Here is a 24737-nt window from a genome sequence, read left to right on the forward strand (position 1 = left end):
TAAGTAACAGGCCAAGAGCACGGGGACGGTTCTCGTGCTTCTATAATAAAAAGACAAAGGCAGTGCATGCCTTTGTCTCAAACTCTTTCTATTCAATACCTAATTCATTCTTGATATCTTCCAAGGACGAACCTTTATATTTTTCTTTTGGTTTCGGTGCAGAATCCACGCCAGGATCTGCTTCAAGGAAGTTGTATTCGACTAATTCGAAGTCCTTTGCATCAACCGTTCCGTCGAAATTCAGGTCCGCATGTTGATCATCCGTTCCCCAGCTGTTTTTCAACTCGACCGCATCCATGATATCAATCACGCTGTCCTGGTTGATGTCCCCGGCATCCTGCGTACGCAGGGGTAAGCCATGCCACGTGCCGACAATCTTATCTTCACGTTGATCAAAGATCGTGAACATGGATTTGACCGGGAAGTGTCCTGGAATCGTCACTTCCATCTCGAAAGGCTTATCGGTCACTGGGAGCTTCGCTATGAAGTCATTGTTGCGGACCATTTCCCCTTCATGTACGTTGCCTTCCCAATCGGTGACCTTGATGGAAACGGGAGCTTTTGAATAGTCTATATTATTGTCATATACTCCGTCGGTACCAAAGAATCCTTGGGCCTTAATGTCCCCTCTTATCTCTGAATAGCTGCGCAGCAGTTCCGGATATTGTCCTTCAAAGTAGCCGTAAAGATTAGTACTTTGACCGTTTACGTCTTTATACTTGCTTGAGAAGGTTGGTGCCGTGACATAGTTCATTCTGTAATATTTAGCATCCTTCGCTTCAAACGTCACTTCTGCCATTGGAATGTCCCCATTTACTTCCGCTTCCGGATTCTCTACATTCAGCTGAACATCAAGATGTCTCTTCGAACTGGTTTTTTCCTTGTCCTCATGCGTAATTTCAGCATCTCCATACTTGGCGAAATCCGGGTGGACCTTCACGTCCGTCAACTCCAGCTGATTGCTGTCGTAATCTACTGAGAAAGATCCTTCTTTCAGTTGCTTCACATTATGGGCTGAGAGTGTCATGGTGAGCGTCTCGCCTGCCATGAGTTCTTTTTTATCCATGGAAGCCGTGGCATATTGTGTACCTTCTTTTACAAAGCTGTTGATAATCGGTCCACCCTGTGCGAAGTTTCCGACGGAATCGTGTGCAAAGAATCCAACAGGATACCGGCTGAGGATCGGGTTCATCAAGATTTCATCCGAAAGGTTCCCTTCACCATCTGTATTTAATGCCCCTGTTGGGAATGGTGATCCATAATGATAGACAATGTAATTATTGGATTGGGATGCTTCGAGTCCCGCTTTCTTCATATCTTCAATGGTCTTATCAAAAAGGGACATGGAGAATGGAACCGTTTCTTCTCCTTCTTTATACTCATACACACCCGTCGGCAATGTACTTGAAAACTCTGGAGCTGTATTATCAATGAATGTATCCGTTTCTTTCGTAAACGTTTTACCTTCACTGTTAGTCCCCACTAATCTTAGCTTGTAATGGCCTTCCGGTGCCAAAGCAGGGTTGACTGATATACGGTTACCTTCATACGGGTAATAGTAACCTGCAAAGGCAGAGTTAATAATGATCATCTGTCCCTCATTGATTCCTGAAGTATTCATGACCCCGACCAGTCCCATTTCTTTATTCGTCTTCCCATCCACCAACACGACGCTGATCTGTTCCATAGGTGACTTCAACGTGAAATCCATTGGGGTATAATTGAACAAAGTTCCGAATTGATTATTCTCTTTCGTCGAGAAGTTGAACGCTCTGACTGATTCAATTCCTTCTTCGGAAATTCGGATACCAAATGGGATTTGATATTCTTCAGATGGATTTTCCTCATTCACATAACGGATATACCCTTCATAGTAACCCTCTTCAGCTGTCTTAGGGATCGTTAAGGATACGTTCGTTTTCTTTTTCTTCCCGGCATTCACCTTAACCTTTTCATCAAAAGTTAGATGGATTCCGTTTTTGGAAGCGTCAAGCGAATGATTGCTAAACTCCACACTAGCATGAAACGTTTTCGTTTCTTCACCGGAGTTCTCGATCATAATCGTACGCTGATCTCTTAGTGACTTTTCAATATACTGATATCCGAAGCTCATCCCCCCGGTCTGCTCATCAATGTTCATTTCTTCTCCATTCATGAGAGTGGTTGTTTCATCAATGACCTGAAAATTCATATCTGAATGAATGGCTTCATAAGGGTCCACCCTGCCTGCGCCGACTTCATAGACACTATAATCGCCGTTCATAGAATCCGCGGTGTTCATGAAAATGGATTTCACATCTGCCGGTTCCAAGTCATTATTGGATTGTAATAATAGTGCCGCCATACCAGCTACATGTGGGGATGCCATGGAAGTTCCCGATAATCTCGCATAGGCGTAGTCATACGTTCCGTTTTCTTTATCGTTGATATAGGATGGAACCGTTGATAACACTCCCACACCAGGGGCAACAATTTCAGGTTTGATATCATAATTCATTTTCGATGGTCCCCTTGAGCTGAAATCGGCAAGGCGGTCACCCTCTGTTGTGATGGCTTGCATATCGCTAAAGGTAAAGGTTTCTCCTTCCTGGATGCCGGCCTTCAACGCCTCTCCTTCTGCCTTTGTCAGGGAGAAAGTAGGAACGAAATCGACTCCCTCTCCAAGGTAATGAGGGATATGCCCTTCTTCATCGTTATTGTTGTAAATCATGACGGCTTTCGCTCCATGCGAGGCTGCCGCTTTAATCTTATCCACAAACGAAATCTCACCACGGCTGATCAATGCGATATTCCCGGCTACCGGCTTACCGATAAAATCATTGTTACTGGCAGCAAGACCCACATCTACTAGTTGCATACTACTATCCTCTAAATCTGTGAGATGATCACTATAATTTCTGGCCATCAGCTGAAGGTTGACGCTTTCTGCTCCATATTGACCTTTGAATGTTGCAATATCGATCGGGACATCACTTGCACCAACCGTTAAGGCAAGGGCAGCGGTTCCAGGTGAGCCTAATGTAAAGGATTCACTTCCGCTATTACCAGCCGAAACGACAGCCGTCACACCGCTGAGGACAGCATTATTCACCGCTACAGAAGTCGGATACAGGGGATCATTGACACCTGCCCCAAGAGAAAGGTTGATGACATCCATTCCGTCCGCAACGGCACGATCAATCCCTGCAATGACCCCTTCGCTCGACCCTCTTCCATAAGGTCCGAGGACACGGTAGCTATAGAGATCGGCTTCAGGCGCTACCCCTTTTATACTGTACTCGCTCTCATTATCCCCTTCACCGGCAACCGTACCGGCCACATGAGTCCCATGTTCGGTGTAATAGGAATTGCCATTCGAAAATTCCGGCAAACCGGACTCTTTCCATTCTTGATACGTTGCTTCCATAGGATCATTGTCATTGTCCACGAAGTCATAACCGCCTTTATAGACTTCATCCAAGTCAGGATGGTGATAATCGATCCCTGTATCAAGAACCCCCACTTTGATTCCTTTGCCGGTAAACCCTTCATTATGTAGCTTATCGACTCCTAAGTAAGGAAGGCTTTCCATCATATACTCTTCCGCTGATGTGCTAGACGACTCCTCTGATGGAACCGGCGGATCAATTTGAACATCGACGTTGCTGTAGACCGCTCTTACCACATCCAGATTGATTAATTCTTCTAATCTATTAGCTGGAAGTTCCAAGGAAACACCGTTCATAGCGTTTTTAAATACCTTGCCTATCTTGTAACCGTTATTGCTTTTATTCTTGAACATAGTGGCCAACTCGTTCTTGAAGTCTTTTTGATCCTTATCAACATGTGCCTTCGCTTCATTAGCGTCCAGGTTCTTTCCTTCCAGTTTCGCTTTCAACTGAGCGACTTTTTCAGGATGGTGGTCGAGCTGTACGATTACTTTCACCGGGCTGTCGCTCTTCAGGTTAACCTTTCGATCTAAATAAAGACCTTGTTTTTCCACCGACTGAAGCTGCTTATAATTTTCCAGCTGCTGTGGCGACATGTTGGCAAGTACGGATTCAATGGAAGTTGGTTTTTCTGCCAGGACATTCAATGCCGGGATATTCCCTGAACCGAGCAAAAGACTTGTACCCAATGCATACACTAGCATTTTTTTATTTCTTTTCATTAACTGATCCCATCCTCTTTATCTTAATTTTCTAACAACTAAAATATAGCATTGGTCACGCCTGTCACCTATTGGGAAATCCATGTAGGTATATAGATTCAGGTTCAAGATTTAAAAACGGCAGAAGGATGTAACGGCAGGAACGGAACCCGGGCTGATTCGCAAGATATACCATTTGGCCCACGTTTCGACCCTCTCCGACATTTCCATTTAAAGTGAATACGCAGTATAAATAGACCAGGTCTATACAATCATTTCGATTTCCCAAGAAGGAGCCGGGGGGACAGGTACCTTGGCCTGTTTTCCAAATAAAAAACAGAAAGCCATGGGACCTGTCCCCATGGCTTTCCTTGCAACGGTATTAAACTAAAGCCTACTCCAAAATCATATCAATATGCGGAATCCCATCATCCAGATAGGTTTCCGTGATCGCCCTGAATCCAAATGATCCATAGAACTCCCGCAGATATTCCTGAGCCTGAATCTTCACCTGTTGCTGCCCCCACTCTTCATGAATGAATGCCAACCCTCTTTTCACTAACTCGTTTGCCAACCCTTTCCCGCGATAACCTTCCTTTACGAGGACTCTCCCAATGGACGGTTGCTCATACGATACCCCTGCAGGCAAGAGCCTAGCATAGGCAACAACCTCACCATTTTCTTCCCTATAAAGATGATAGGAATGCAGATCCTTACCATCAACTTCAAGGTAGGCGCATTCCTGCTCCACGACGAAAACCTCAGTCCTTACTTGTAATAGTTCGTATAGCTCGTGGGTTGATAGATCTGTAAAGCTCTTTACTTTCCAGCTCATGAAATTGGCCACCTCTTTTATGGTTTAAAGAGCCACCGGGACAGGTACCTTGGCTCATTTTTCACTATTGTACCACGGGAAGCAGGGGGACGGTTCTCTTGCTTCCGTTGAACAATTCACCAACACTATTCCCTCTCCAATCCCTGAAGCTCATTCACCGTTACAAATTCATATCCTTCTTCTGCCAATGATTGTATGACCCCTTCAAGAGTCTTCAATTCCTCACCAGTCTTGTCATACATCGCATGCAGTAAAATAATCGAGCCCGGTGTGACATTGTCATTCACGTATTCTATTTTATCGGCAGCAACCGTATAAAACGTATCCGGTTCAATATTCCACATGATCGTGTCTCGATCATGCTTCGATAAATAATAAGGCAATCCCACAATCTTTTTCCCGTTTGGCGGTCGAAAGTCAATTTCCCCCGAATAGCCGGCTTTTCGAATCAGATCGTCTGTTTTTTCAATCTCTTCCTTAATGAACGAAGGTGATTTCAAAATCATCCGGTGATGGGAATACGTATGATTTCCGATCTGATGACCTTCTTCTACCAGTTTCTTCGCTTCTTCAGGTTGTTCTTCTATCTCATTCCCGATCAGAAAGAATGTGGCTTTGATATCATACTCCTCTAACAATGTGATAATCTCATCTACATTCTCAGTTGGACCGTCATCAAACGTTAATGCCACCACTTTTTGATTGGTTTCCACCTTATCTGTCAGCCCTCCAAAGAATTGAAACGTTCTGGCGTTCATCAATTTAAACGTACCGAATAATAAGAAGAAAATGATCAAAATGACTGTCCCGATAAATATAAGTTTCTTTTTCATCCGTTGTGATTTCCCCTTTTACGTTTGAATGAAGCCTGGGGCCGATTCTTTAGCTTCCTTTAATTAGTAGAATCCCCCCTCTATCATACTTCAAAATAATAGATACAATAAAGCCCCACTCCAAAACAGGGAGTGAGGCGCAAACGCAGGGACGGTTCTCCTGCTTCCAAAATAACAATCAGGAAATCCGTCCCTTATTTAACCTATCCTTCATCAGAACAAACTCTATTCACCCTTACAGTTCCTCATACCACTCATCCGAAACCGGCTCCAGCCACTCAGGCTTCCCGGCCGTGATGGCTACATGCGAGAACCAGCTGTCCTTCGTCGCACCGTGCCAGTGCTTGATGCCGTCATGGGTAACAACGACATCGCCGGCTTTCAAGAACTGAGCTTCTTTTCCTTCTTCCTGATACCATCCTTCTCCCCCGGTGACCAACAGCACCTGATAGCCATCGCGATGGACGTGCCAGTTATTCCGGCACCCGGGTTCGAACGTGACGTTCCCGACCCCGACACTCACCTTGGGATCAAACACCAGACCCTTCAGATAACTCTCCCCAACAAAATACTGGGCAAATGCTTCATTCTTATCTCCAACAGGGAACAAGCCCCCGTCTTTCAATTCTTCATGCTTTGCCATAAGGCAATCCCCCTTCTATTATTTTTTGCTGAAGACTGGGAAGAAGTCGTGCTCCCCGTAGCTTTCAAGACTTTTCACCTGCTTCAATGCTTCCATGTCTGAATCGCTGATGATGAAATCAAGCTCGGCGTTATTCTTCATATGATCAGGATTCGCTGTTTTTGGAATGACCACAAGTCCAAGCTGGATGTCATAGCGCAGGCAAAGCTGAGCCACGCTCACCCCGTATTGTTCTGCCATGGCCTTTACTTCTTCATGTTCTAGAACGGCACCGTGGCCAATCGGAGAGTAAGCTTCTACGAGAATGCCGCTCTCCTGACAGAATTCGATGAGCTCCGTCGGGGTATGGCTTACGTGAGCGAGGATCTGGTTGACCATCGGCTTGACTTTCGAGTGCTCGAGGATGTTTTCGACATCATCTTGAAGGAAGTTGGACAGGCCGATCGCCTTCACCTTCCCGGCTTCATACGCATCCTCCAGCGCCTTCCACACATTTCTGTTCTCTTCAAAATAACGGTTCTCTTCACGGAACTCCGCCCACGGCTGCGGGCTATGGACGATCATCAGATCGATATAGTCCATTCCAAGCTTCTCTAAGGACGCATCGATCGATTCCGCCACCGCTTCATACGTCTTCGCCTCTCCCGCTACCTTCGATGTGATGAAGATCTCTTCCCTCGCCACGCCGCTCAAGCGAATCCCTTCGCCGACTCCTGCTTCGTTTTCATACGCCTGGGCCGTATCAATGTGACGATACCCGATGGAGATCGCCTCCTGAACCGCCTTCGATGTTTGCTCGTCATCTAAGAGCCAAGTCCCGAGACCAAGCATCGGGATTTCAACCCCGTTTGATAATTTGCTTTTTTCATTGAACATATCATCGTCTCCCTTCTTTTATAAAAACGAAATCGTATATTGATACGATACCGCACATCTGTGTATAATATAAAACGACATAGAGACATCTTCAATGATCAAAACACCTTGATCTGTGCGTTATCGCACAACGAAGACCATATTGTACGAAAACAATAAAGGAGTTGCCCATGACCAAGATCGACCGCAGGGTACAGAAAACACAAGAAGCCATCAAAGGGGCATTCATTCAATTGATGTCGGAGAAAGGCTTTGACCATATCACCATCCAGGACATCTCCGACCGGGCCAACGTCGGCCGCCGAACCATCTACGACCACTATCTCGACAAATTCGATATACTGGACCGCCTCATCGAAGAGCATATCCATGAGCTACGGAAACTGTGTCAAGATGCAGCCGATCTGAGCTACGAGGAAGGCAATATGATCTGGTTCGACTATTTCCAGCAGAATGAAGCCTTCTTCACCACCATCCTGTCCAGTAAAGGCGCACCAACATTCCGCACCAGCTTCCTCGCCTTTGTCATCGAAGAATTAGAGGCGGATGTCGATGTTACCGAAGGAATCAATCAGGGAATGAGCAAAGAACTCGTGCTGAAGTTCTTTGGAGCCGCCATCGTTGAAATCGTAGAAGCGTGGATTACCGGGGGACTCTCTGAACCCGCAGAAGTTGTGGCGGGTCAGATGGGGAGTTTGTTGGACCGGAATTTGTGAAGGGCCATGGGGACAGGTCCCTTGGCTTGTTCTTCTTCTAACTAGGCTCTGTTAAAGTTAAATGTTGATAAGTAGAAAAAAGGAACTTCCATTTTAAGGAAGTTCCTTTAGATTATTTATTTAACTCTTCGGTAAGGATGTTGATGGCTTCCATTACTTCTTTAACATTTCTTTTGTCATTCAATTCATCTCTAGCGTGTAGTAATACTGGTCGGACCGACTCAACTGAACGTCCAAATTCATACATCCAATCATATCTAGGAACCATCCAAATATGAAAATGATGAGTAGTGTCCTCATTGTAGAAATAGTAGACATATTCAATACCTAAAGCTTCTCTTTGCGCTTTTCTAATCTTTGATAGAATGTTTATGTAATCTAACCTCTCTGGTTCGGTTAATTCATCCAAACATTTAATGTGTCTTTTAGAAGCTAAAATTATTAATCCTCTAATAGGATATGCGACATCTTGATGAGCATGAAAGTGCTCTGTTTCAATGACCACACCGCCGTCTGGTTCAATCATTCCACTTGTTAATGCACAACTAAGACATTCCACTTCTACTGTTTCTCCATTTGATAAGGTGATTTTTCTCAAGCGATTCCTCCGAACACATAATAGTATAGTTCCTGCTAATTCAAGATAACAACTCAAAGCTAGTTTATCCTAAGTGTATCATAGGTTTGACACTTGGAATTATATTCAATTCGCTGATGATAAATACTTTCTAAAACTTGAGATTAACATTTCGTTTTAACAGAGCCTCTAACTAAAAAAGAAAGCCACGGTTCACTGCCCCCGTGGCTTTTCAAAAAAATGCGTGGACGGATCCTGTTAAAAAGAAGCAACAGAACCGTCCCCATGCTTCCTAAACCTCACCACAAACCGGCATCCCTTTTCATATTCTCCATCCAACTCAATCGTTCCACCATTTTGCTCGATGATTTTCTTCGCAATGGCGAGTCCGAGTCCCGTTCCGCCGGTTTCCCCATTCCTCGAGGCGTCCATCCGTACAAATGGTTCGAATATCTTTTCATGGTAGTCGTGAGGGATTCCTGTTCCAAGGTCCTCGATGATCATGACAGCCTCGTTCTGCTTCTCACAGAGGGAAACCGACAAATATCCATCACTGTACATCATTCCGTTTTGAAGAATATTCGTCATGGCCCTCTCTAGTTTGGAAGAGTCGAATGTCACCACGAGAGGTGCCTCGGTGATATCAAATTCATACTCTATCCCCTTTTCCTCTAACTCTTCCACATAAGAAGACAACAGAGTCCGGAGCCATTCAGCCATATCCTGTTCCCTCCGGCAGAGTGAGTCGCAGTCCACATCCATGTGAGACAGGTCGAACAGATCATGAATCAACCGGTTCGCCCGTTGGCTGTTGGATATGATGATGTCGGTATATTTCTGCTGATCTTCTCGATTCAGATGGGTAAAGCTGTTCAACGTTTCAGCATAGCCCTGGATATTGGTCAAGGGAGTCTTCAGATCATGGGAAATGTCCAGGATGAGCTGCTTCCTCAGCTGTTCGGACCTTTCCTTCAAACTGATTTCCGTCCCGATTGTCTCGGCCATTTGGTTGATCTTCTGCTTTAACTCGTTCAATTCCTGATTGGCCTCGAACTCGATTTTCTCCCCGTAGTTTCCTGCAGAAATGGAATCAATTCCCTTTAGAAGCTTTTGAATCGGCTGAATGAGCTGGACCGATGTCCTCTTCACATACCAATACAGAATCGAGATCAAACACACCATAAAGAAGATGATGGTGAAGAAGAACACGTCATCCAATTGGAAGTAGTCATCTGCGGGGAAGTAGAGTAACAGATACTCGTCCCCTTTTTCCGGTATGAATAAATCTGTTTCGTACGTGTCGGTATGCTTCAGAAAGGCATCCAGTCCGTACGCAAATCCGACCTTATGAGGACTATTGAATTGGTCGGTCACCTCATACCCGGTGCTGACCAATTCCAGGTACGCATGATCCGGCAGTTCATTCTTCGTGAAAGCCTCTTTCATCCCGTCTTTCTTCGCATCTTCATACACTCCCTGGAGGAAATCCTGATCAAGGTCCTCATAGACGGTCTCCACATACACGTAGTTCGCCAAGAGGGTGAACGTCCCTACTACAAGGAGGATGATGAACAGTAGCGAATAATTGATAAAGAATTGTTTCGTGATAGAAATAGATTTTTTAAGGAGGATCGGATTAGTCTTCATGGTTCTCCATCCGGTAGCCGAGGCCCTTCACGGTCGTGATGTAGGCCGGATAGCGCGGATCCCTTTCAATCTGCTCCCTGATCCGGCTGATATGGACCATGATCGTATTACTGTCACCGATGTAATCCGTGTTCCATACAAGCTCATACAGCTGGGCCTTCGTATACAACCGGTTCACATTCTTCATGAAAATCGACAGCATCTTTGTCTCCTTCGGGGTCAACAGTAGACGCTCCCCGTCCTTCGTCACTGTTTGTTTTACGGGGTCATATTCGAGGGATCCGTTTCGAATCAAACGGTTTCCTTCCCCCACACTGTAATCCGTATACCGCCGGATCTGGGCATTCACCCTCGACACGAGCTCCACCATACTGAAGGGCTTCACGACATAATCATCAGCTCCGAGCCCGAATCCCAATACTTTATCAGCATCATCCGCCCGCGCCGTCAAGAGCATGATCGGAACCTTACAGCATTTCCGGACTTCCTGGATCACCTGAAACCCGTCCACTTTCGGCATCATCAGATCCAGGATCAGAAGGGTCGGGCGCTTCTCCCTGCACTTCAGGATCACCTCTTCCCCATCATAGGCCTGCTCCACACGATACCCCTCATTCCGCAAATGAAGGGTGACCAATTCATTAATTTCCACATCATCTTCTGCAATATAAATTAACTCTGCCATAGCGTTACTCCCAGTCTTATAAAATATCATCCTATTTTACCATGAAAGCCCCGATGTTTTTTGAGAATCAAACGACATTTAAGGTTGCGTTAAGATTGGGATGAAGAAAATTGTGTACAATGAATACATTGTGGTCAGATAGGCCAATTCAACGAAACGAGTCGAGCAGGTGAGAAAAACATGACCAAACAACTGGATGAATTCATATTAAAAGGACAATTTGAAGAAGCCAAACAAAGAACGAAAGAACTCTCCCAGAGAGAACTGAACGAAGAACTAATGAATATCGCCTTCAGCGATTCAAGCATAGCGAACTACTCATTCATCATGAGTTTACTCGTCGAGAAAGAGACCGTTGAGCTGCATGATATGGCGTTTCGCTTAATGGTGAATCCACTAAGCTACCTGGACGGTGCGTACTATGCCGCCCTCTATCATGCCAGGCGGTGCGTGGAATTGACGGACCGGAAAGAGGTCGGCTATCTTTCGAATCTATTGTTTTTACATAAAATACCGAATCCTGTAGTCGGTGAAGAGGAAGCATTTGAGACGGCGAAACGGATGCTCGTGCTGGTGCCTGATCATCGAGCGGCGAGAGAGGTTTTGAATAGGCGGTACATACGAAAATGATGAGTAAAAGAAGTAAAGTCATTTGTTCCATTCTAATGGTGATCGGTCTTATCTTTGTTTATGCTGCAATGAAAAGCAATGATGTGGAGAGCGCGCTGGGTTATTCACTTGTCGCCATCATTGGGTTTGTGGATGCGTATTTATTTTATAGAATAAGAGAGTGACGCATGGGGGCGGTTTCCGTGCTTCATGGATGCAATGAACATGGAGAAAGGACCTCATATCCAATACTTTTTGATACAGTTTATTATCTATTAATAAGATTTCTTGCCCTTTATAGAGGAACCCGCAGAAGTAAAATAACCGGAGATTTTCCGGTTATATTCAGAAGGGAGCTTGTTTCTCGGGTAAATAAGCGGAGGTTTTCCGCTTATGAAAAGAAAAAGCAGCCGTTATTGTATTTTGTGAGGCAATAGGCGGAATTCTTCCGCCTATTTCAGCTCTTTTTTAGTTGCCATGACGAATTAAGCGGAATTTCTCCGTCTATTTATCGGCTCTGGTGCTTTCCCTGATCCCTATATAGAAAAAGCACGTGGACTGCCCCGCGCTTCACGATTATATTAACTAATAGCTTGAACACTCTTTCAAAAGGAGAATCTGGATGAAGAAAAGTCAGGTTTTTATCAGTGCCATGTTCATGATAGCAACAGCATTAGGCATATTCGGCCAGGATATAGCCTATTTCTTACATAACCATTTTCCTAGTACTCTCCCAGTACACTACCTAACCTTCCTTACAATTTTCAGCATTATCCTATATTTATTTTCACTATTATTCATCATTACATTGATCATAAAGAACAAGATTGATAAAGAGAAAGCCTATCTGTACTTGTTCATGATGGTGGTTTCCATGCTACTAACGTCTACTTGGTCCCTATTTGTTTTATCTATGTGGTGGGGCTGAGTGAGGATTCCCTCCTATGATTTAAATATAAGTAAAGGAGAAGTTCCATGAAATCACTACATGAAATATTGATTAACTGGCAGGAGAATCTGGATCAGGATGAATGGTATTTCAGTCGATCTTTTGAAGAGATCACCGAGAACATGACTTCTGAGGAGGCTTTTCACTATATACCAGTCGTCGTTAAAGAGTTTACAAAATTGAAAAATGCCTTCTTAATTGGAGAAATGATAGACTTCCTTCATGCCGTCTATACAAAAGCCAATACAACAGAAGTGCATCCAATCCTAGCACAAGAACAAGAAATCATATACAACATCATCCTCACCTATGGAGATGATTACTCCAAGCACGCATTGAATGAATTCAAGAAATCAATAAGGTGGAAGAATTAGAGGGACGGACCTTGTTAACAGAAGCATGCATTGACATCCGGGAATGAGCCAGGGACGGTTCTACTTCTAGGTACCGTCTCTATTTAATCATTTCTTTCAATTCAAGGTTCATTTAATATAAGGGGGTTAGCATGATGTTTTTTAAAAAGGATGAACGTATTAACAAGAAAAGTGTAGATGCAGCCATTCTGAGTACATTCATCTTTTGGGGAATGACTCTTCTTATCAATGCACTCTTTGAAGTGACAACAAACAAACCCCTCATCAGCAGCTCTTTTGTTATGTTATCTGCAGGGTTACTGATCTTTTATTCTACTGAACAAATAGCGAATTACCTTCATAAAAGAAAAGAGTAGCATCTATACATTTATCAGGAGTTGATCTTCAAATTGATTTTCGATGATCGTTATCATTTACATGTAGGGTATTATAAAAATCAAAATGACATAGAAGCCATTTTTTATAAAGTAAAAGATCAAAACATTTGGTGTATGTTCTTTGACAATGATTATTATAAACTCAATATCCAAGAAGGATATCCTGCTATCAAAAATTTCGGCTTATTGATTGGCATTTATCCCACTGAAAGCGAAGATTTATCTGTGGAACAAGGTACTGATCTATTTGAGGCATTTTTAAATGAACAACAGTTAGTTTGAAGCACAAGGACGGTTCTCGTGCTTCTTTTTTATCTATCAGAAACATTCATTAGCCTACCCTATCTTTCTACCAACATTCACCTTCATGATTATCCATTTCTGGCCCGCTTCCTCATCATAAAACCAAACATCATACTGGTGAGGATGTAAGAGATTCCTATAATAGACAACGCGTCTGTTAATAAGGACCATAGTCGATTGCCTTGAATCACAGCTCCCCATACGATAAAGCTCGCGATAAACAGGAGTGGGAACATGAGAAAGCACCCCAGAAAGGTCAGGGTTTCTTTTTGCTTCTCCATCATGATCATCCTTCTCTCGTTAGTGGGTTTGTTGTGTTTCCACATATCCGTTTCACAAGCCCTTCTCCTCTCTTTGTAAGATCCCTCAATAACAATGAAAAGATATCCGCTATTGGGTCCATAAAAGAAAGATACATGACCAACCTAATAAGAAACTTAAAGGAAGCTTAAGGGAACCTTAAATTATTTATGTAGTAACAAGGGACCTGACCCTTTGGCATACCAGTTCGCACACTAACAGGCTAGAATCATCACTGCATTTCCACTATAATAGGAGAAAGGAGGTGAAAAAAATGGACAAGCAAATTCTGAACATGTTATCCGATATTCAACAGAACATGAAAGAGTTCGATCGTAATCTGAAGGAATTCGGTAATGATTTGAAAGAAGTAAAGGAAACAGTCAATCGAATTGAAACGTCGCAGACAGAAGATGTCATTGCTATGTTAAAAGTAGGAAACCAACGTTCTGAAACAGACTTCCATTATCTGAACACAAGAATCACCAATATTGATAAACGGGTTTTCAACCTTGAGAATCGAGCTGAAAGGTAATCGTCATTTATCTAAAAAAGTTTACTCTTCGTTCCCTCTCACCATGACCCACACTCCATTTCTTCGATGTACCTTTTCGTTGACCTTCCATCCTAAACAAAAAAAAGATGTCTGACCTACTGGGGTCAGGCAACTTTCTTTTCACGACTCATTCAACTATCTGGAAGGCCACGGGGAAAGGTCCCCCGGTCTATCGCTCTCGAAAAGAGGTCTTCTCACACCTTGATCTTCCGCCCCTTCCACTGCACCGAATGAAACACATTCACCCGTACAAAAGAATAAAGGAAAATCACCACAAAGAATAAAAAGAACAAAGGATAAAAAGGGAAATACCCCCATCTGAAATTCCCGACCCTGCGGGCAAACCATGCTGTTTGAACGCCATAGAGGATATACAATACTCCATAGACGATCATAGCGGCAATACTTCCCTCTATCATCGAAGAGATCAATGAAGACGCGCTCGTTAAACTCCCCGTAATCCATAAGATGACCATCAGCATGACAACAGGATGAGTGGACTTGGAACCGACGGCAAAACTTTTGCACCAGCCTTCGATCAGGCTCCCCACTCCTTCCGGATACATGCGGAACGAAATGATCCCCCTGCCGCCCAGGCAGCGAACGGGAAGATTCTGCTCAAGAAAGGCCTCTCCCAGTGCCAGATCATCCATGATGGCGCCCTCAATCTTTTCATGCCCGCCGGATAAAAAATAATCGTCTCGATTACATAGAATACATGGTCCGAACGAGCCGGCGGCTTTAAACCGAGATCCCCAGAGGGTGAATAGATTCATCCCCACCACGACGATGATGTTAAAAACGATGGAGAGATGTTCATACACACGCTCCACGGTGTGATAGGGCTGCAAGGCGAGGATTCCCCTCGCTCCTTTCCTCTCGTAGACATGCAAAAGATTCCGTAATCCATCCACATTCATGAACCGGGTATCGGCATCCAGGAACAGCAGCCAATCCCCTTTAGCCTCCTTGGCACCCCGCCAGCAGGCAGACGATTTCCCTGCCCCGTTATTCTGCAGGACCGTGACACCGTATCTTTCTGCGACATCAACGGTACGATCCGATGAATCGTCATCCACCAACAGAACTTCAAATCCCTTGTATCGCTGCTCCTGCAACGACTTCAATAACGGGGAGATCCTGCCTTCTTCATTCCGGGCAGGGATAATGATGGACACAAACGGCAACCCCGCCGTATGTTTGGAGGTGAATCGTGGAACCGGCAACGACCAAAACACGATCATGCCAATGATCACCCCCAGGACACCCAGGATGAGATTGATCACTTCTGAAGTTGTCATGCCACCCTCCTCCTTCCTGTAAAACTCACCACCGTGCTTTATGTAGCTGCATTTCCTTACAATAGCCTGCTTGATTTCTTCCCAACACCAGACGTAATCGCCGATATCCGCCCCCGATTGTACCGCTGAACCACAATAATCGGAAGGTTAAAAACAAGGGCATACAGAACCATCCCCCACCCTGCCCATACGGGATTCCATATGAAGAACAGCGGAGCAGGAAGAATGGAGAGCCAATGAGTCAATTCCGCACGTTTCGTTTCCGCCGCAAATACCATCAAGTCCCTCGACTTCGTCCCATGCAAACCCTTTTTACTGTATCCCTTTTTGAGAAAAATCGTGCCGTCCAGAATCAAACCCTTCCACGCTTTCACCCGGAATAACCGCTGCCACAATGCCCCGCACTGTTCAAAAGGGAACGTCCTGAACCAGAAATGGTCTTGCAAGAACCACGCCAACGGCAGTTTCAAGCAAAGGGCCGAAATGAAGAGATGAAAGAACGTCCAGGCAACCACATCAAGGATGATAATCCAATAGTCAGGAAGCGAGACAATCATGACATCACCCCTTTGTTATCCAGAATCCCTCTCCATAATCTTCTCACCGACAAGCTGGCCGCTTAACGTCACCATCGGCATTCCGCCACCCGGGTTCACCGTCCCACCTACAAAATAAAGATTGTCGTACCGTTCACTCTGCTTCGGATGCTTCAACCCTTTATTCTTCTTACTATCGGACACCGTCCCATAAATCGCCCCGCGGTCGGAACCATATGTACGCCTGATATCTTCCGGTGTCCACATATCCCTCGTGACAATGTTCTCACGCAAGCCATCAAGACCCATTTTCTCCAACTTGATCAGGACCCGCTCAGCAAATTGTTCATAGTCCCCTTGCGTATACGGATTCTCATCCCGGATAAATGGAATATGCGGAAGCACCTTGATATTCTCATGTCCTGCAGGGGCCTGTGTCGGATCAGTCTTATTCACATTGACCAGATAAATGACCGGATCGGCCGGCAGTTCATGACGATGGAAGATCGATTCCATTTGCGCCTTCATATTTTCAGCGAAAAAGAAATTGTGATGACGAAGCTGCGGATAACTCTTCTTTACACCGAGATGCATGACAAGACCGGAACTCGCCGGTTCGAATTTCGTTTTTAATTTTTCAATATAATCGCTGTCTTCCTCCAGCAATCGCTCGTACACCGGTATGACTTCCATATTGGACACATAGTGATCGGCCGTCACCCGTGTCCCGTCATCCAATACGGCTCCGGTAATGTCGCCATCCTTCTTTTCAAGTTTGACGATCTGCCGTCCAAGGTGGAAAGTCACCCCCACTTCTTCCGCAAGCTTCACAAGCGCATCCGCGAGCTTATGCAAACCGCCGGGAACATACCATGCTCCCTGGTCATGCTGCATGTAGATCATCATATTCATCACGGCCGGCGCATCGTAAGGGGACGAACCCACATACTTGATAAAATAAGAGAGCATATCGCGAAACTGCTCATGACTGATCCGCTTATCGAGGGATTTATGCACCGTGGACATCAGGTCAATGTTCTTCATGACACTGAACAGTCCCGCCTTCTTGACGATTCCTTTTGCCGTATCCGCCCCTTTAAATAACGTTTTATCCGTCATATCGTAATGAGTCTTCGAATGCTCCAGCAGGCGTTGATATTCACGAATGTCCTTTTCACTGAGAGAGGCATTCTTCTCCAGCATGTCGTTCAAATCTTCATACAAGTCTATGACATTTCCATCGGGGAAGAAGGAACGCCATTGATGATCCAGCCTCTCAATCTGGACATAATCCTTCATCGATTTACCGCTGGCCGCAAACAATTTCTCAAAGATCTGCGGCATCGTCAAAATGGACGGACCAAGATCAAACCCAAAGCCGTCTTGCTCGAGCCGGTTCAACTTTCCTCCAATGTGAGTGTTTTTTTCATATAAGGAGACATCGTATCCCGCCTGTGCGAGCGTAATGGCCGCCGACACCCCGCCGAGTCCCCCTCCAATGATCAGTACCGTTTTATTTTTCAATGGTTCCGTTCCTCCTGTTCGGAAATCTTGTTTGGGGTATGTATGTTTATCTAAGACACGTTCAATGTATGCCTGGCCTTGAGCCAGTGCTTTTTCCAATATATCAAGTCTGTATCTTTTGTACTTTTCTTATACCCTAACTTCATGTAATAAAAAACGTGGAATGTGGTTGGAGGATGGTTCAATATAGAGGGGCTTCCGTTTCAGGCAGCATGTAGAGAGTTTGATAAGAATAGGTAAGGATCGTTAGGTTTTCTACTATCTCTAGTATTCCACGGAAAAGAGGCATAACCCTTCTTTATCTTTGCACCGGGGGAAGCACCGGGACGGTTCTCGCACTTCATAGATGAAATCAATAACACAAAAGGACCTCTCATATTACGGAGGTCCTTTCTTATACTTATTAGGAAACTAGTTTTGTGGAATGATATCTATGGACTGTATGTATCCTATTTTTCCTCTTTTTAGCCTATTCAACAGACCGCTATTAGATTGCAAAAATAAAGGCAGTAATCAGTAAGGAAAAAAATAAACTTATAAAAAATGAAAGGGCCCAATGTTTTTTTTCTGTCAGTCTGAGGAAAATATTTAAGCATGAGCTAATGAAAAAACATACAAGGAATAGAAATAATATGATGAAAAGTATAGGCATTATCTCACTCTTTTCGATTTTTTTACTGTGATAACATTTTCGTTAAAACGATTCTTGCATCCTATCATCTATATTAATTAAACCTAATTGTACCCTGATTCTTTTGAGACCAGCTTGATCCCTCTTTCAAACCACTCATTGTCACTGATAATTAATCCTCTATTCTTCATCCACCTGCTTTATCGATTAAACCATTCAAATCCAAATAATACCTTATCATACAAAAGGAGAAAATTTCCCGAATATTAATTTTTATTAAGGATGTACGCTGTTTGAATCTACCCTTCAACTGGTTGTACAAGTGACGAGTTCCGAATAGTGATGGTACAAAATACAGTATTACGATAACGCTTTATCCTTTCAGGGGGGCAGGCACCATTTTATGGACAAAAGAAAAACGCGTAGGGACGCGATTTTTCTAATTTACAATTTAGTTTTTCAATTGGGCTTTTCCTAAGCAGAACCATTTCTTCATACTTTCTAAGTACGAATTTCACATTAATCAACATCTGTCATAGCTTCAGAGTACAGCTCATTGCCCTCATGATCGTAAACCTTCATTGACTTGATTTTATTTAATTCATAATCAACTTTAGACATGTAGCTGTCCGTATATTCTTTGTCAGTCTTACTATTGACGTTGTATCTCTCTTGACTATCATCATCAAAGATCACTTCGAAGTATCCAACCGATTCAGGAGACTTATTAAACTTAATTCCGATGTAATGATTATACTCACCATCAAGAAATGCAAAGGATACCTTATCATGGCTATCTACTTTTACTATTTTCCTATCTTCTTCAGAGTACTCAATGATGCCAAACTTATCTTCATCATCGTTTAGAAATAGAGAATAGATATATGATTCTTCATCATGAACTTCTAAGTTTCTTATATCGTTTTGACTAACATAGTTGTTGTACTTTTCTAATAGTGGGGTAGTATTTTCGTCGTTTCCAATGTCAAATTTATATGCAATGCTTCCAATAGTTGCCGCTATTAATACAGCTAATCCCATTACTATGTATAAGGTTCTTGATCTTTTCTTCAAGATTATCCCTCCCACTAGTAACCATAACACCCTAGTTATTGGTAAGCCCGGGGAGAAAACATCACGTTCTACTATCAAGCTTCTCTATTTTTTCATCCCTTCAACCAACGCCCCCCCACTAACCCTCTCCCTCCAAATCAATCCCCCATCCTCCAACACACCCACCATATCCATCATCACCGCAAACCCCATATCCACCCCACTCAACACCCCAGCCCCCTTACATCCCTCCCACAACTCCCGATAACTCACCAACCCATACCCATCCTCACGCCTCTCCCGCTCCTCACCCAACAACCCCATCAACACCCCATACACCTTCAAACTCTCAATCCGAAAATCCAACTCACTCCCCTTCGCATACTCCGTCACCAACATCCCAATCCCTCCCCATTCATCATCAATGAGCCAAGGGACCTGTCCCCCCGGCCGCCACTCAAACCAAACCAACAGAACCTTCCCCCCGCTTCATCCATCCCCCACGAAACCGCCCAAACTCCTTCACAAAATCCAACTTCACCGTCCCCACCGGCCCATTCCGGTTCTTCGCAATTTTCACTTCCACTTCCGACCCGTTCTTCGAGTCCGGATAGTAGTAATCATCCCGGTACAGGAACAACACCACATCTGCATCCTGCTCGATATTCCCCGAGTCACGCAGATCTGACAACCTCGGCCGCTTGTCATCCCTGGACTCCACTCCCCTCGATAACTGCGACAACAGTATAATCGGAATCCCAAACTCCTTCGCCATCCCCTTCAGCTGCTTCGTAATATGCCCAATCGCGAGATCATGCCGGTCAAACCGCTCCTTCAACGTGATCAGCTGCAGGTAATCAATCACCACAAGAAACGGCTCCGTCGGGTATTCCCGCTTCAGGTTCATGATCCGCTGTCTGATCTCAGTCAGGGTGATCATCCCATTTTGCGAGAGTTCGAGTTTCGCTTTGTACACCGCATTCATCGCCCCGTGCATCCTCGGCATCTCGTCCTTCGTCAAATACTTATACGGATTCTGCCATTTCATCATGTTAATATCCGTGATACTTGATAGTAATCGCTGCATGATCTGCCTCGAACTCATCTCTAGAGAAAACACCATGCTCACCCCTTTCTCCCTCGTGCATTCCCAAGCAAGCTGGATGGCAAAAGCCGTCTTCCCCATGGAGGGTCTCGCCGCCAGGATGATGAGCTCCCCTTCCTTCCACCCTCCTGTCAAGGCATTCAGGCTCTCGAATCCCGTCGAGACACCGGGAAGTCCGTCCCTCTCCATGTAAAGAGATTCATAGAGATCCATAATGATGTCGTCCTTCGTTTCTTCGTCGGTGATGGTGTTCGTATGCATGTCGATAAGTGCCTTGTAGAGGCCCTGTGCGGATTCCGGGGTGTAGGCGTTCAGGAAGTGATGGGCCGAATTCTTGATGAGGCTCAGTTCGTAATACTTCAGCACAATCTGTTCATACTGCTCGATGTTCACCGTCGTCGGGCAGTAGTTCGCAAGCGCCAGGAGAAACTGGACCCCACCCACATTCTCAATATCATCCCCCAGCTCCTCCATCAGCATCACCAGATTAATCTCGAGCCGCTTCTTCTGCAGCCCCTTCATCGCTTTAAAAATGAGGCGGTTCCTCACCAGGCTAAAATGCTTCTCCTCCAAGGTCAGTGTATCGAACACATCCGCATCCAGAAGGACCGCTCCAATAATCATGCTCTCCGCTTCATGCAACTCCCGAAGCAGCTGCTCCTCAGCCCCATGGTGGTGCAGGTCGGGTCCATTCGTTTCCTCGTTCATCCTCAATTCGTATCGCTCCTTCTTTTTCCCACGCTTCCATGGTTTCTAGTATCGTCGTTTCCTTCACCGGCTGTTCATACAACTCAGCGATGGTCGGCATGTACGGACTCACTCTGATATGAGCTTGGATCCGTCTCTTCACCCCGTCATACTCACAGTCCTTCAGGTGCCGAAACCAGATGATCGCCGTCTCACGACTGAGCAGCCGGTGAGGATACGCTCCCTTGATCATCTTCACCAGCTCCCTGAACTCCCCCGACGTCATGCCTCCGTCACAATCTCCTCAAGCCCGTCCAAGAAGTCATCCATGTCCTCCATCGATTCCCGAGGAGTGATATACGCCTCAAGGGCCTTCTCCAAATACTTCGGACTATTGATCGTCAGCTTCGGATTGATGCTCTCCTGCTTGTCAAACTGCTCATCCATAAACCGAATCAGCTCATCCGTCGATAACTCGCTCAAGCTGATCCGCTCCATCGCCACGTGATCCATCGGCGTCAACAGAAACCCTTGTCCCCTCCTGCCAACGAAATGCCCGATCAGCGCCTGCAGTCTATTTACATCCTTAGCGTCTCTAGTGGCAGTGGTGTTGATGTTGTTGTTCTCTAAGATCTCTTCTTTCTCTAAGTTCTTAAGTCTGTTTGCAGGTTCTCTTCGCACCTGTTTCACATCCTTTTCGCCGCACGAAGACCCTCCGGAACCAGCCCCATCATCAGGCTGGTCACCACCGGATTCCTCACGTCCCTCTTCCTTCTTAGACATCCCCATCCAACTCAAATACTCCCCACAGGCGAAATCCTTCGTCGGCCTCAGCGTAAACACATACCCATGCTCATACTTCTCCGCCTTCAACCACCCACACTTCTCCAACCGCTTAATCGAACGCTGAATCCGCGAATGCGAATACTCATCAATCTTCTTCCCATTATAGAACCACAGATCCTCCCGCAGCTTCCGGAGCGAACGCACATACTGCCTCTCCCCAAGCACCACACCCCCAACCTGAACCCCGCCTTGATACGTCGCATTCAACAGAATCAACACATACAACCGAAGATCCTCCGGGTGATGAAACGTCTCCTTATCCAACATACCTGTCTCCAACTTTCTCCATCCATTCATTACAATCACTCCTATTTCGTTTTGGTTTCACCCTTTATATAGGGAGATGGGAGTGAAAGGGACACCCTATGGATAATTTTTTATAAAAAAACATTCGGGTGGGGTCCGAATGGTTGAAGGAGAACATATGAACTTAATGAATACACCATTTAATGGCATGAAGACACTTGAACTTTCATCTATATAAATTAGACTTAAAGTAATGAACAATAGAGAGGAGGACCTTATGTGAAAAAGAAAACATTCACATTCAAGCTGTTTGATGAAGGATACTATGAGCTCCTCAAATACGTGCCCTACTTTAGAAAAGTTTATTTCTTTGGAAACATAGGATTGTTCGCGGTTTCCATAGTATTATTTTTGTACTGGAATCATGAATTTCAAGAATCAGCAAATACATCTTCCCCGGTGATGTTCGCATTTATATCGCAAGTGATGGTCCCAGCTCTATTGGCATTAGGTTTATCCCTTGTCGTACTCCTCGTGCTGTATCTCTTATTCCGCTTCAGAATCCATGTTTTCCTAAAACAATCAGCCAGACGTTTAAAAGAGAAATACCAGCCAGCAAACGATGAAGAATATTTGATTGTGTTTGATCAGGATCAAAATGCCTTCTTACTTGGAAATCGACAATATCGGATTGGTCAGAATTTAAAAGTGGTATCTACTTCTAGACATCTTCTTTTTTATGATGGGGATGGGAAGTCTCAGAGTAAGTTTTATATTCCTAAGGAAGGGGATCAAGGACATCAGGAAAATGTAGCTTTTATTGCTAATTACTTAGAGAAATCATCAGAGGTACAGTATAAATAGAAGGAAAAAGACTGGTGAATGTTTACGTGGGGTTAGATCGGAATGAAAAGGTAGAGCCCCTTTTGAATCTGGAAATTTAGTTTGCGGAAGTATTTTACTTGAATAGAAATCAAGGCTTTATATACAAATTATAAAATCTTGTATATAAAGCCTTATTTTGATTGTTGTATATCATTTATCTATTGAATAGTATTCTTGTACTGTGCAGCGATGTTTCTTTTGTTTTAATTTATTTTGTTCTACATTAGCCCTGTCGCAAGTAGAACAAAGGGGGAGAGAATTTTACTCTTTAGCTAAAAAATTGCCATAACGAATAAATGCCTTTTTAGAACTGCATCACTACCAACTGGAGATTCAAGTAATCAAAACGAACCCGTTAGAGCTCCCTTACTATTTGAGTTTAGAACTTAGAAATTCTTTGGCAGTAAATAACATTCCCTTAGTAAAACTTTCACTTTTTGCATTCATAACATCTTGTTTTTTCATTATATCTTCTAGTTCCTTACACCATCTATTAATACGTTCTTGATTATAATCTTCTTTGCCTTCCTCATTTTCAATTTGCAATATTAATGTTTCAGCACGTTTATTAAGTATTTTTCTTTTATCATCTCTTATGAGTTTTTGGGTTTCTTGATCTAGTTCAATCTTTTTCTTGATAGCCTCTAATGCAATCGGTATAAATGCTTTACCTGCTTCAACTGCCATGGTAACTGCAATCTCTTTACCTACTGAATTTAAGTTTTCCTTTCTTCCTAGTACCTCAATGTCTTTAGAATCCACTTTTATTACATCTACTTTAGATGGCTTGACCTTATTAGTCATTTTATCCCCCCCCGTAAAATTTTATAAATTCACCAAGTTTTAATGTAAATAACTGAATATCTTATCAATTGTTTAATCTGCAAAATCCTTTTTACCATATCAATAATAAAGTTTTGTTTAAAGCTCCCCTCAAATTTTTACTTATCTTCACAATATGATCATTTCCTGGCTGTTAAAACCATTTTCATTTAGGTATTTTCAGTAAAATATTTCTTCTTGCCATCATTAAAAGGTAGTACATTTTCTTTAAATCTCTTGACTCAATTTCTTCCCGTGGCTTCTGGCCATTTTAGTTTTCGATAAAGGGCAACCCGAGACATTTTGTTGTTTTTTCAGAACATAAACCTCAAATCTCTTTTGGTTATATTTTACCATTTAAGAAAGGGAAATGATTACATTTTATTTATTTTGTCTATGTAACATCCTGAAGCGTATTAATATACTCACTCTCGTGATGATTTAGCATGTACTCATTTAGTACAACCGTCCTCGAAGTTTGGGATCAGACCCTTGGTACATTCGTCTATAAGTCGCTCAAGATGATCCGCTCCGTCCCATAGGTAATCCATCCGTGTCAACGAAAATATAGGGTAAAACCCAAATGTTCGTTGACTAAATCATAAATCCAATTGAAAAGAAAAAAAGTATTACTTCACTTTTCTTTATTGTATGAATTTAATAGCTGCTTTTTTTAGCAGCTTCTAATTAAT

At 43.8% G+C, this 24737-nt stretch carries 27 protein-coding genes; 9 read left to right on the top strand and 18 right to left on the bottom strand.

Features of this window, described 5'->3' with window-relative positions; genetic code table 11:
• Positions 1–88 precede the first annotated feature (88 nt).
• The 5 genes from KYJ26_RS11550 to KYJ26_RS11570 all read right to left on the bottom strand — a co-directional run bounded on the left by KYJ26_RS11550 (position 89) and on the right by KYJ26_RS11570 (position 7316).
• A complete protein-coding gene (locus tag KYJ26_RS11550) occupies positions 89–4150 on the bottom strand; it encodes a S8 family serine peptidase (protein ID WP_219167417.1) in 4062 nt (1353 codons plus the stop codon).
• A 373-nt stretch (positions 4151–4523) separates the two neighbouring features.
• Positions 4524–4964, bottom strand: coding sequence for a GNAT family N-acetyltransferase (locus KYJ26_RS11555; RefSeq protein ID WP_219167418.1), 441 nt, complete (start codon positions 4962–4964; stop codon positions 4524–4526).
• 125 nt (positions 4965–5089) lie between these two features.
• Positions 5090–5797, bottom strand: a complete 708-nt coding sequence (locus tag KYJ26_RS11560; protein WP_219167419.1) for a polysaccharide deacetylase family protein — start codon at positions 5795–5797, stop codon at positions 5090–5092.
• A gap of 235 nt (positions 5798–6032) precedes the next feature.
• Positions 6033–6440, bottom strand: a complete 408-nt coding sequence (locus tag KYJ26_RS11565) for a cupin domain-containing protein (protein ID WP_219167420.1) — start codon at positions 6438–6440, stop codon at positions 6033–6035.
• 18 nt (positions 6441–6458) lie between these two features.
• On the bottom strand, positions 6459–7316 hold the full coding sequence (locus KYJ26_RS11570) for an aldo/keto reductase (RefSeq protein WP_219167421.1): 858 nt from the start codon (positions 7314–7316) through the stop codon (positions 6459–6461).
• Positions 7317–7486: 170 nt separating this feature from the next.
• Here KYJ26_RS11570 and KYJ26_RS11575 point away from each other — a divergent pair, with 170 nt between their 5' ends.
• Complete coding sequence (locus tag KYJ26_RS11575) at positions 7487–8032, top strand: TetR/AcrR family transcriptional regulator (protein ID WP_219167422.1); 546 nt, start codon at positions 7487–7489, stop codon at positions 8030–8032.
• 112 nt (positions 8033–8144) lie between these two features.
• Here the strand turns inward: KYJ26_RS11575 and KYJ26_RS11580 are convergent, their stop codons facing one another.
• The 3 genes from KYJ26_RS11580 to KYJ26_RS11590 all read right to left on the bottom strand — a co-directional run bounded on the left by KYJ26_RS11580 (position 8145) and on the right by KYJ26_RS11590 (position 10941).
• Complete coding sequence (locus tag KYJ26_RS11580) at positions 8145–8630, bottom strand: HIT family protein (protein ID WP_219167423.1); 486 nt, start codon at positions 8628–8630, stop codon at positions 8145–8147.
• A gap of 237 nt (positions 8631–8867) precedes the next feature.
• The gene (locus tag KYJ26_RS11585; protein WP_219167424.1) at positions 8868–10256 is read right to left on the bottom strand and encodes a sensor histidine kinase; all 1389 of its coding nucleotides are present in this window, start codon (positions 10254–10256) and stop codon (positions 8868–8870) included.
• Positions 10246–10941, bottom strand: coding sequence for a response regulator transcription factor (locus KYJ26_RS11590; RefSeq protein WP_219167425.1), 696 nt, complete (start codon positions 10939–10941; stop codon positions 10246–10248). Before KYJ26_RS11590 ends, KYJ26_RS11585 begins: the two co-directional genes overlap by 11 nt.
• 180 nt (positions 10942–11121) lie before the next feature.
• On the opposite strand from KYJ26_RS11590, the gene KYJ26_RS11595 reads away from it, so the two are divergent.
• The 6 genes from KYJ26_RS11595 to KYJ26_RS11620 all read left to right on the top strand — a co-directional run bounded on the left by KYJ26_RS11595 (position 11122) and on the right by KYJ26_RS11620 (position 13532).
• A complete protein-coding gene (locus KYJ26_RS11595; protein WP_219167426.1) occupies positions 11122–11571 on the top strand; it encodes a hypothetical protein in 450 nt (149 codons plus the stop codon).
• On the top strand, positions 11568–11735 hold the full coding sequence (locus tag KYJ26_RS11600; RefSeq protein WP_219167427.1) for a hypothetical protein: 168 nt from the start codon (positions 11568–11570) through the stop codon (positions 11733–11735). The genes KYJ26_RS11595 and KYJ26_RS11600 overlap by 4 nt, the downstream gene beginning before the upstream one ends.
• A gap of 437 nt (positions 11736–12172) precedes the next feature.
• The gene (locus tag KYJ26_RS11605) at positions 12173–12478 is read left to right on the top strand and encodes a hypothetical protein (RefSeq protein ID WP_219167428.1); all 306 of its coding nucleotides are present in this window, start codon (positions 12173–12175) and stop codon (positions 12476–12478) included.
• 47 nt (positions 12479–12525) lie between these two features.
• Positions 12526–12873 (top strand): ABC transporter, encoded by a 348-nt coding sequence (locus tag KYJ26_RS11610; RefSeq protein WP_219167429.1) that lies wholly within the window; start codon positions 12526–12528, stop codon positions 12871–12873.
• A gap of 131 nt (positions 12874–13004) precedes the next feature.
• The gene (locus KYJ26_RS11615; protein WP_219167430.1) at positions 13005–13229 is read left to right on the top strand and encodes a hypothetical protein; all 225 of its coding nucleotides are present in this window, start codon (positions 13005–13007) and stop codon (positions 13227–13229) included.
• A gap of 33 nt (positions 13230–13262) precedes the next feature.
• Complete coding sequence (locus KYJ26_RS11620) at positions 13263–13532, top strand: DUF3986 family protein (protein WP_219167431.1); 270 nt, start codon at positions 13263–13265, stop codon at positions 13530–13532.
• A gap of 89 nt (positions 13533–13621) precedes the next feature.
• Here KYJ26_RS11620 and KYJ26_RS11625 read toward each other — a convergent pair whose 3' ends face one another.
• Positions 13622–13837, bottom strand: coding sequence for a hypothetical protein (locus tag KYJ26_RS11625; protein ID WP_219167432.1), 216 nt, complete (start codon positions 13835–13837; stop codon positions 13622–13624).
• Between the two features lie 290 nt (positions 13838–14127).
• Here KYJ26_RS11625 and KYJ26_RS11630 point away from each other — a divergent pair, with 290 nt between their 5' ends.
• Positions 14128–14388, top strand: a complete 261-nt coding sequence (locus tag KYJ26_RS11630) for a hypothetical protein (protein ID WP_219167433.1) — start codon at positions 14128–14130, stop codon at positions 14386–14388.
• A gap of 215 nt (positions 14389–14603) precedes the next feature.
• On the opposite strand, the gene KYJ26_RS11635 is transcribed toward KYJ26_RS11630, so the two are convergent.
• The 8 genes from KYJ26_RS11635 to KYJ26_RS11670 all read right to left on the bottom strand — a co-directional run bounded on the left by KYJ26_RS11635 (position 14604) and on the right by KYJ26_RS11670 (position 22389).
• Complete coding sequence (locus KYJ26_RS11635; RefSeq protein WP_219167434.1) at positions 14604–15710, bottom strand: glycosyltransferase family 2 protein; 1107 nt, start codon at positions 15708–15710, stop codon at positions 14604–14606.
• 56 nt (positions 15711–15766) lie between these two features.
• Positions 15767–16267: a glycosyl-4,4'-diaponeurosporenoate acyltransferase CrtO family protein gene (locus KYJ26_RS11640; protein ID WP_219167435.1), complete on the bottom strand. Its 501-nt coding sequence runs from the start codon at positions 16265–16267 to the stop codon at positions 15767–15769.
• Between the two features lie 15 nt (positions 16268–16282).
• Positions 16283–17770, bottom strand: coding sequence for a phytoene desaturase family protein (locus KYJ26_RS11645; protein ID WP_219167436.1), 1488 nt, complete (start codon positions 17768–17770; stop codon positions 16283–16285).
• A 1150-nt stretch (positions 17771–18920) separates the two neighbouring features.
• A complete protein-coding gene (locus KYJ26_RS11650) occupies positions 18921–19475 on the bottom strand; it encodes a hypothetical protein (RefSeq protein ID WP_219167437.1) in 555 nt (184 codons plus the stop codon).
• 84 nt (positions 19476–19559) lie between these two features.
• Positions 19560–19925 (bottom strand): hypothetical protein, encoded by a 366-nt coding sequence (locus KYJ26_RS11655; RefSeq protein ID WP_219167438.1) that lies wholly within the window; start codon positions 19923–19925, stop codon positions 19560–19562.
• Positions 19912–21267 (bottom strand): replicative DNA helicase, encoded by a 1356-nt coding sequence (locus tag KYJ26_RS11660; RefSeq protein WP_257475019.1) that lies wholly within the window; start codon positions 21265–21267, stop codon positions 19912–19914. The genes KYJ26_RS11655 and KYJ26_RS11660 overlap by 14 nt, the downstream gene beginning before the upstream one ends.
• Entirely contained in the window at positions 21221–21532 is a 312-nt protein-coding gene (locus KYJ26_RS11665) for a hypothetical protein (RefSeq protein WP_219167439.1), read from the bottom strand. Before KYJ26_RS11665 ends, KYJ26_RS11660 begins: the two co-directional genes overlap by 47 nt.
• Positions 21529–22389 carry a hypothetical protein gene (locus KYJ26_RS11670; protein ID WP_219167440.1) on the bottom strand — a complete coding sequence of 287 codons (861 nt, stop codon included), beginning with the start codon at positions 22387–22389 and terminating at the stop codon, positions 21529–21531. The genes KYJ26_RS11665 and KYJ26_RS11670 overlap by 4 nt, the downstream gene beginning before the upstream one ends.
• Positions 22390–22617: 228 nt before the next feature.
• Here KYJ26_RS11670 and KYJ26_RS11675 point away from each other — a divergent pair, with 228 nt between their 5' ends.
• A complete protein-coding gene (locus KYJ26_RS11675; RefSeq protein WP_219167441.1) occupies positions 22618–23202 on the top strand; it encodes a hypothetical protein in 585 nt (194 codons plus the stop codon).
• Between the two features lie 390 nt (positions 23203–23592).
• Here KYJ26_RS11675 and KYJ26_RS11680 read toward each other — a convergent pair whose 3' ends face one another.
• A complete protein-coding gene (locus KYJ26_RS11680) occupies positions 23593–24027 on the bottom strand; it encodes a hypothetical protein (RefSeq protein ID WP_219167442.1) in 435 nt (144 codons plus the stop codon).
• Positions 24028–24737 lie beyond the last annotated feature (710 nt).

This window comes from Rossellomorea orangium (assembly GCF_019334305.1).
GTDB lineage: Bacteria > Bacillota > Bacilli > Bacillales > Bacillaceae_B > Rossellomorea.

Bases quoted from the DNA above. Each gene is read 5' to 3' on its own strand.
- KYJ26_RS11605 (WP_219167428.1), top strand. From the start codon at position 12,173: ATGAAGAAAAGTCAGGTTTTTATCAGTGCCATGTTCATGATAGCAACA.
- KYJ26_RS11615 (WP_219167430.1), top strand. From the start codon at position 13,005: ATGATGTTTTTTAAAAAGGATGAACGTATTAACAAGAAAAGTGTAGAT.
- KYJ26_RS11585 (WP_219167424.1), bottom strand. From the start codon at position 10,256: ATGAAGACTAATCCGATCCTCCTTAAAAAATCTATTTCTATCACGAAA.
- KYJ26_RS11635 (WP_219167434.1), bottom strand. From the start codon at position 15,710: ATGACAACTTCAGAAGTGATCAATCTCATCCTGGGTGTCCTGGGGGTG.
- KYJ26_RS11660 (WP_257475019.1), bottom strand. From the start codon at position 21,267: ATGAACGAGGAAACGAATGGACCCGACCTGCACCACCATGGGGCTGAG.
- KYJ26_RS11625 (WP_219167432.1), bottom strand. From the start codon at position 13,837: ATGATGGAGAAGCAAAAAGAAACCCTGACCTTTCTGGGGTGCTTTCTC.
- KYJ26_RS11565 (WP_219167420.1), bottom strand. From the start codon at position 6,440: ATGGCAAAGCATGAAGAATTGAAAGACGGGGGCTTGTTCCCTGTTGGA.
- KYJ26_RS11610 (WP_219167429.1), top strand. From the start codon at position 12,526: ATGAAATCACTACATGAAATATTGATTAACTGGCAGGAGAATCTGGAT.
- KYJ26_RS11560 (WP_219167419.1), bottom strand. From the start codon at position 5,797: ATGAAAAAGAAACTTATATTTATCGGGACAGTCATTTTGATCATTTTC.
- KYJ26_RS11640 (WP_219167435.1), bottom strand. From the start codon at position 16,267: ATGATTGTCTCGCTTCCTGACTATTGGATTATCATCCTTGATGTGGTT.
- KYJ26_RS11595 (WP_219167426.1), top strand. From the start codon at position 11,122: ATGACCAAACAACTGGATGAATTCATATTAAAAGGACAATTTGAAGAA.
- KYJ26_RS11570 (WP_219167421.1), bottom strand. From the start codon at position 7,316: ATGTTCAATGAAAAAAGCAAATTATCAAACGGGGTTGAAATCCCGATG.
- KYJ26_RS11630 (WP_219167433.1), top strand. From the start codon at position 14,128: ATGGACAAGCAAATTCTGAACATGTTATCCGATATTCAACAGAACATG.
- KYJ26_RS11670 (WP_219167440.1), bottom strand. From the start codon at position 22,389: ATGAATGGATGGAGAAAGTTGGAGACAGGTATGTTGGATAAGGAGACG.
- KYJ26_RS11590 (WP_219167425.1), bottom strand. From the start codon at position 10,941: ATGGCAGAGTTAATTTATATTGCAGAAGATGATGTGGAAATTAATGAA.
- KYJ26_RS11575 (WP_219167422.1), top strand. From the start codon at position 7,487: ATGACCAAGATCGACCGCAGGGTACAGAAAACACAAGAAGCCATCAAA.
- KYJ26_RS11550 (WP_219167417.1), bottom strand. From the start codon at position 4,150: ATGAAAAGAAATAAAAAAATGCTAGTGTATGCATTGGGTACAAGTCTT.
- KYJ26_RS11600 (WP_219167427.1), top strand. From the start codon at position 11,568: ATGATGAGTAAAAGAAGTAAAGTCATTTGTTCCATTCTAATGGTGATC.
- KYJ26_RS11555 (WP_219167418.1), bottom strand. From the start codon at position 4,964: ATGAGCTGGAAAGTAAAGAGCTTTACAGATCTATCAACCCACGAGCTA.
- KYJ26_RS11680 (WP_219167442.1), bottom strand. From the start codon at position 24,027: ATGACTAATAAGGTCAAGCCATCTAAAGTAGATGTAATAAAAGTGGAT.
- KYJ26_RS11665 (WP_219167439.1), bottom strand. From the start codon at position 21,532: ATGACGTCGGGGGAGTTCAGGGAGCTGGTGAAGATGATCAAGGGAGCG.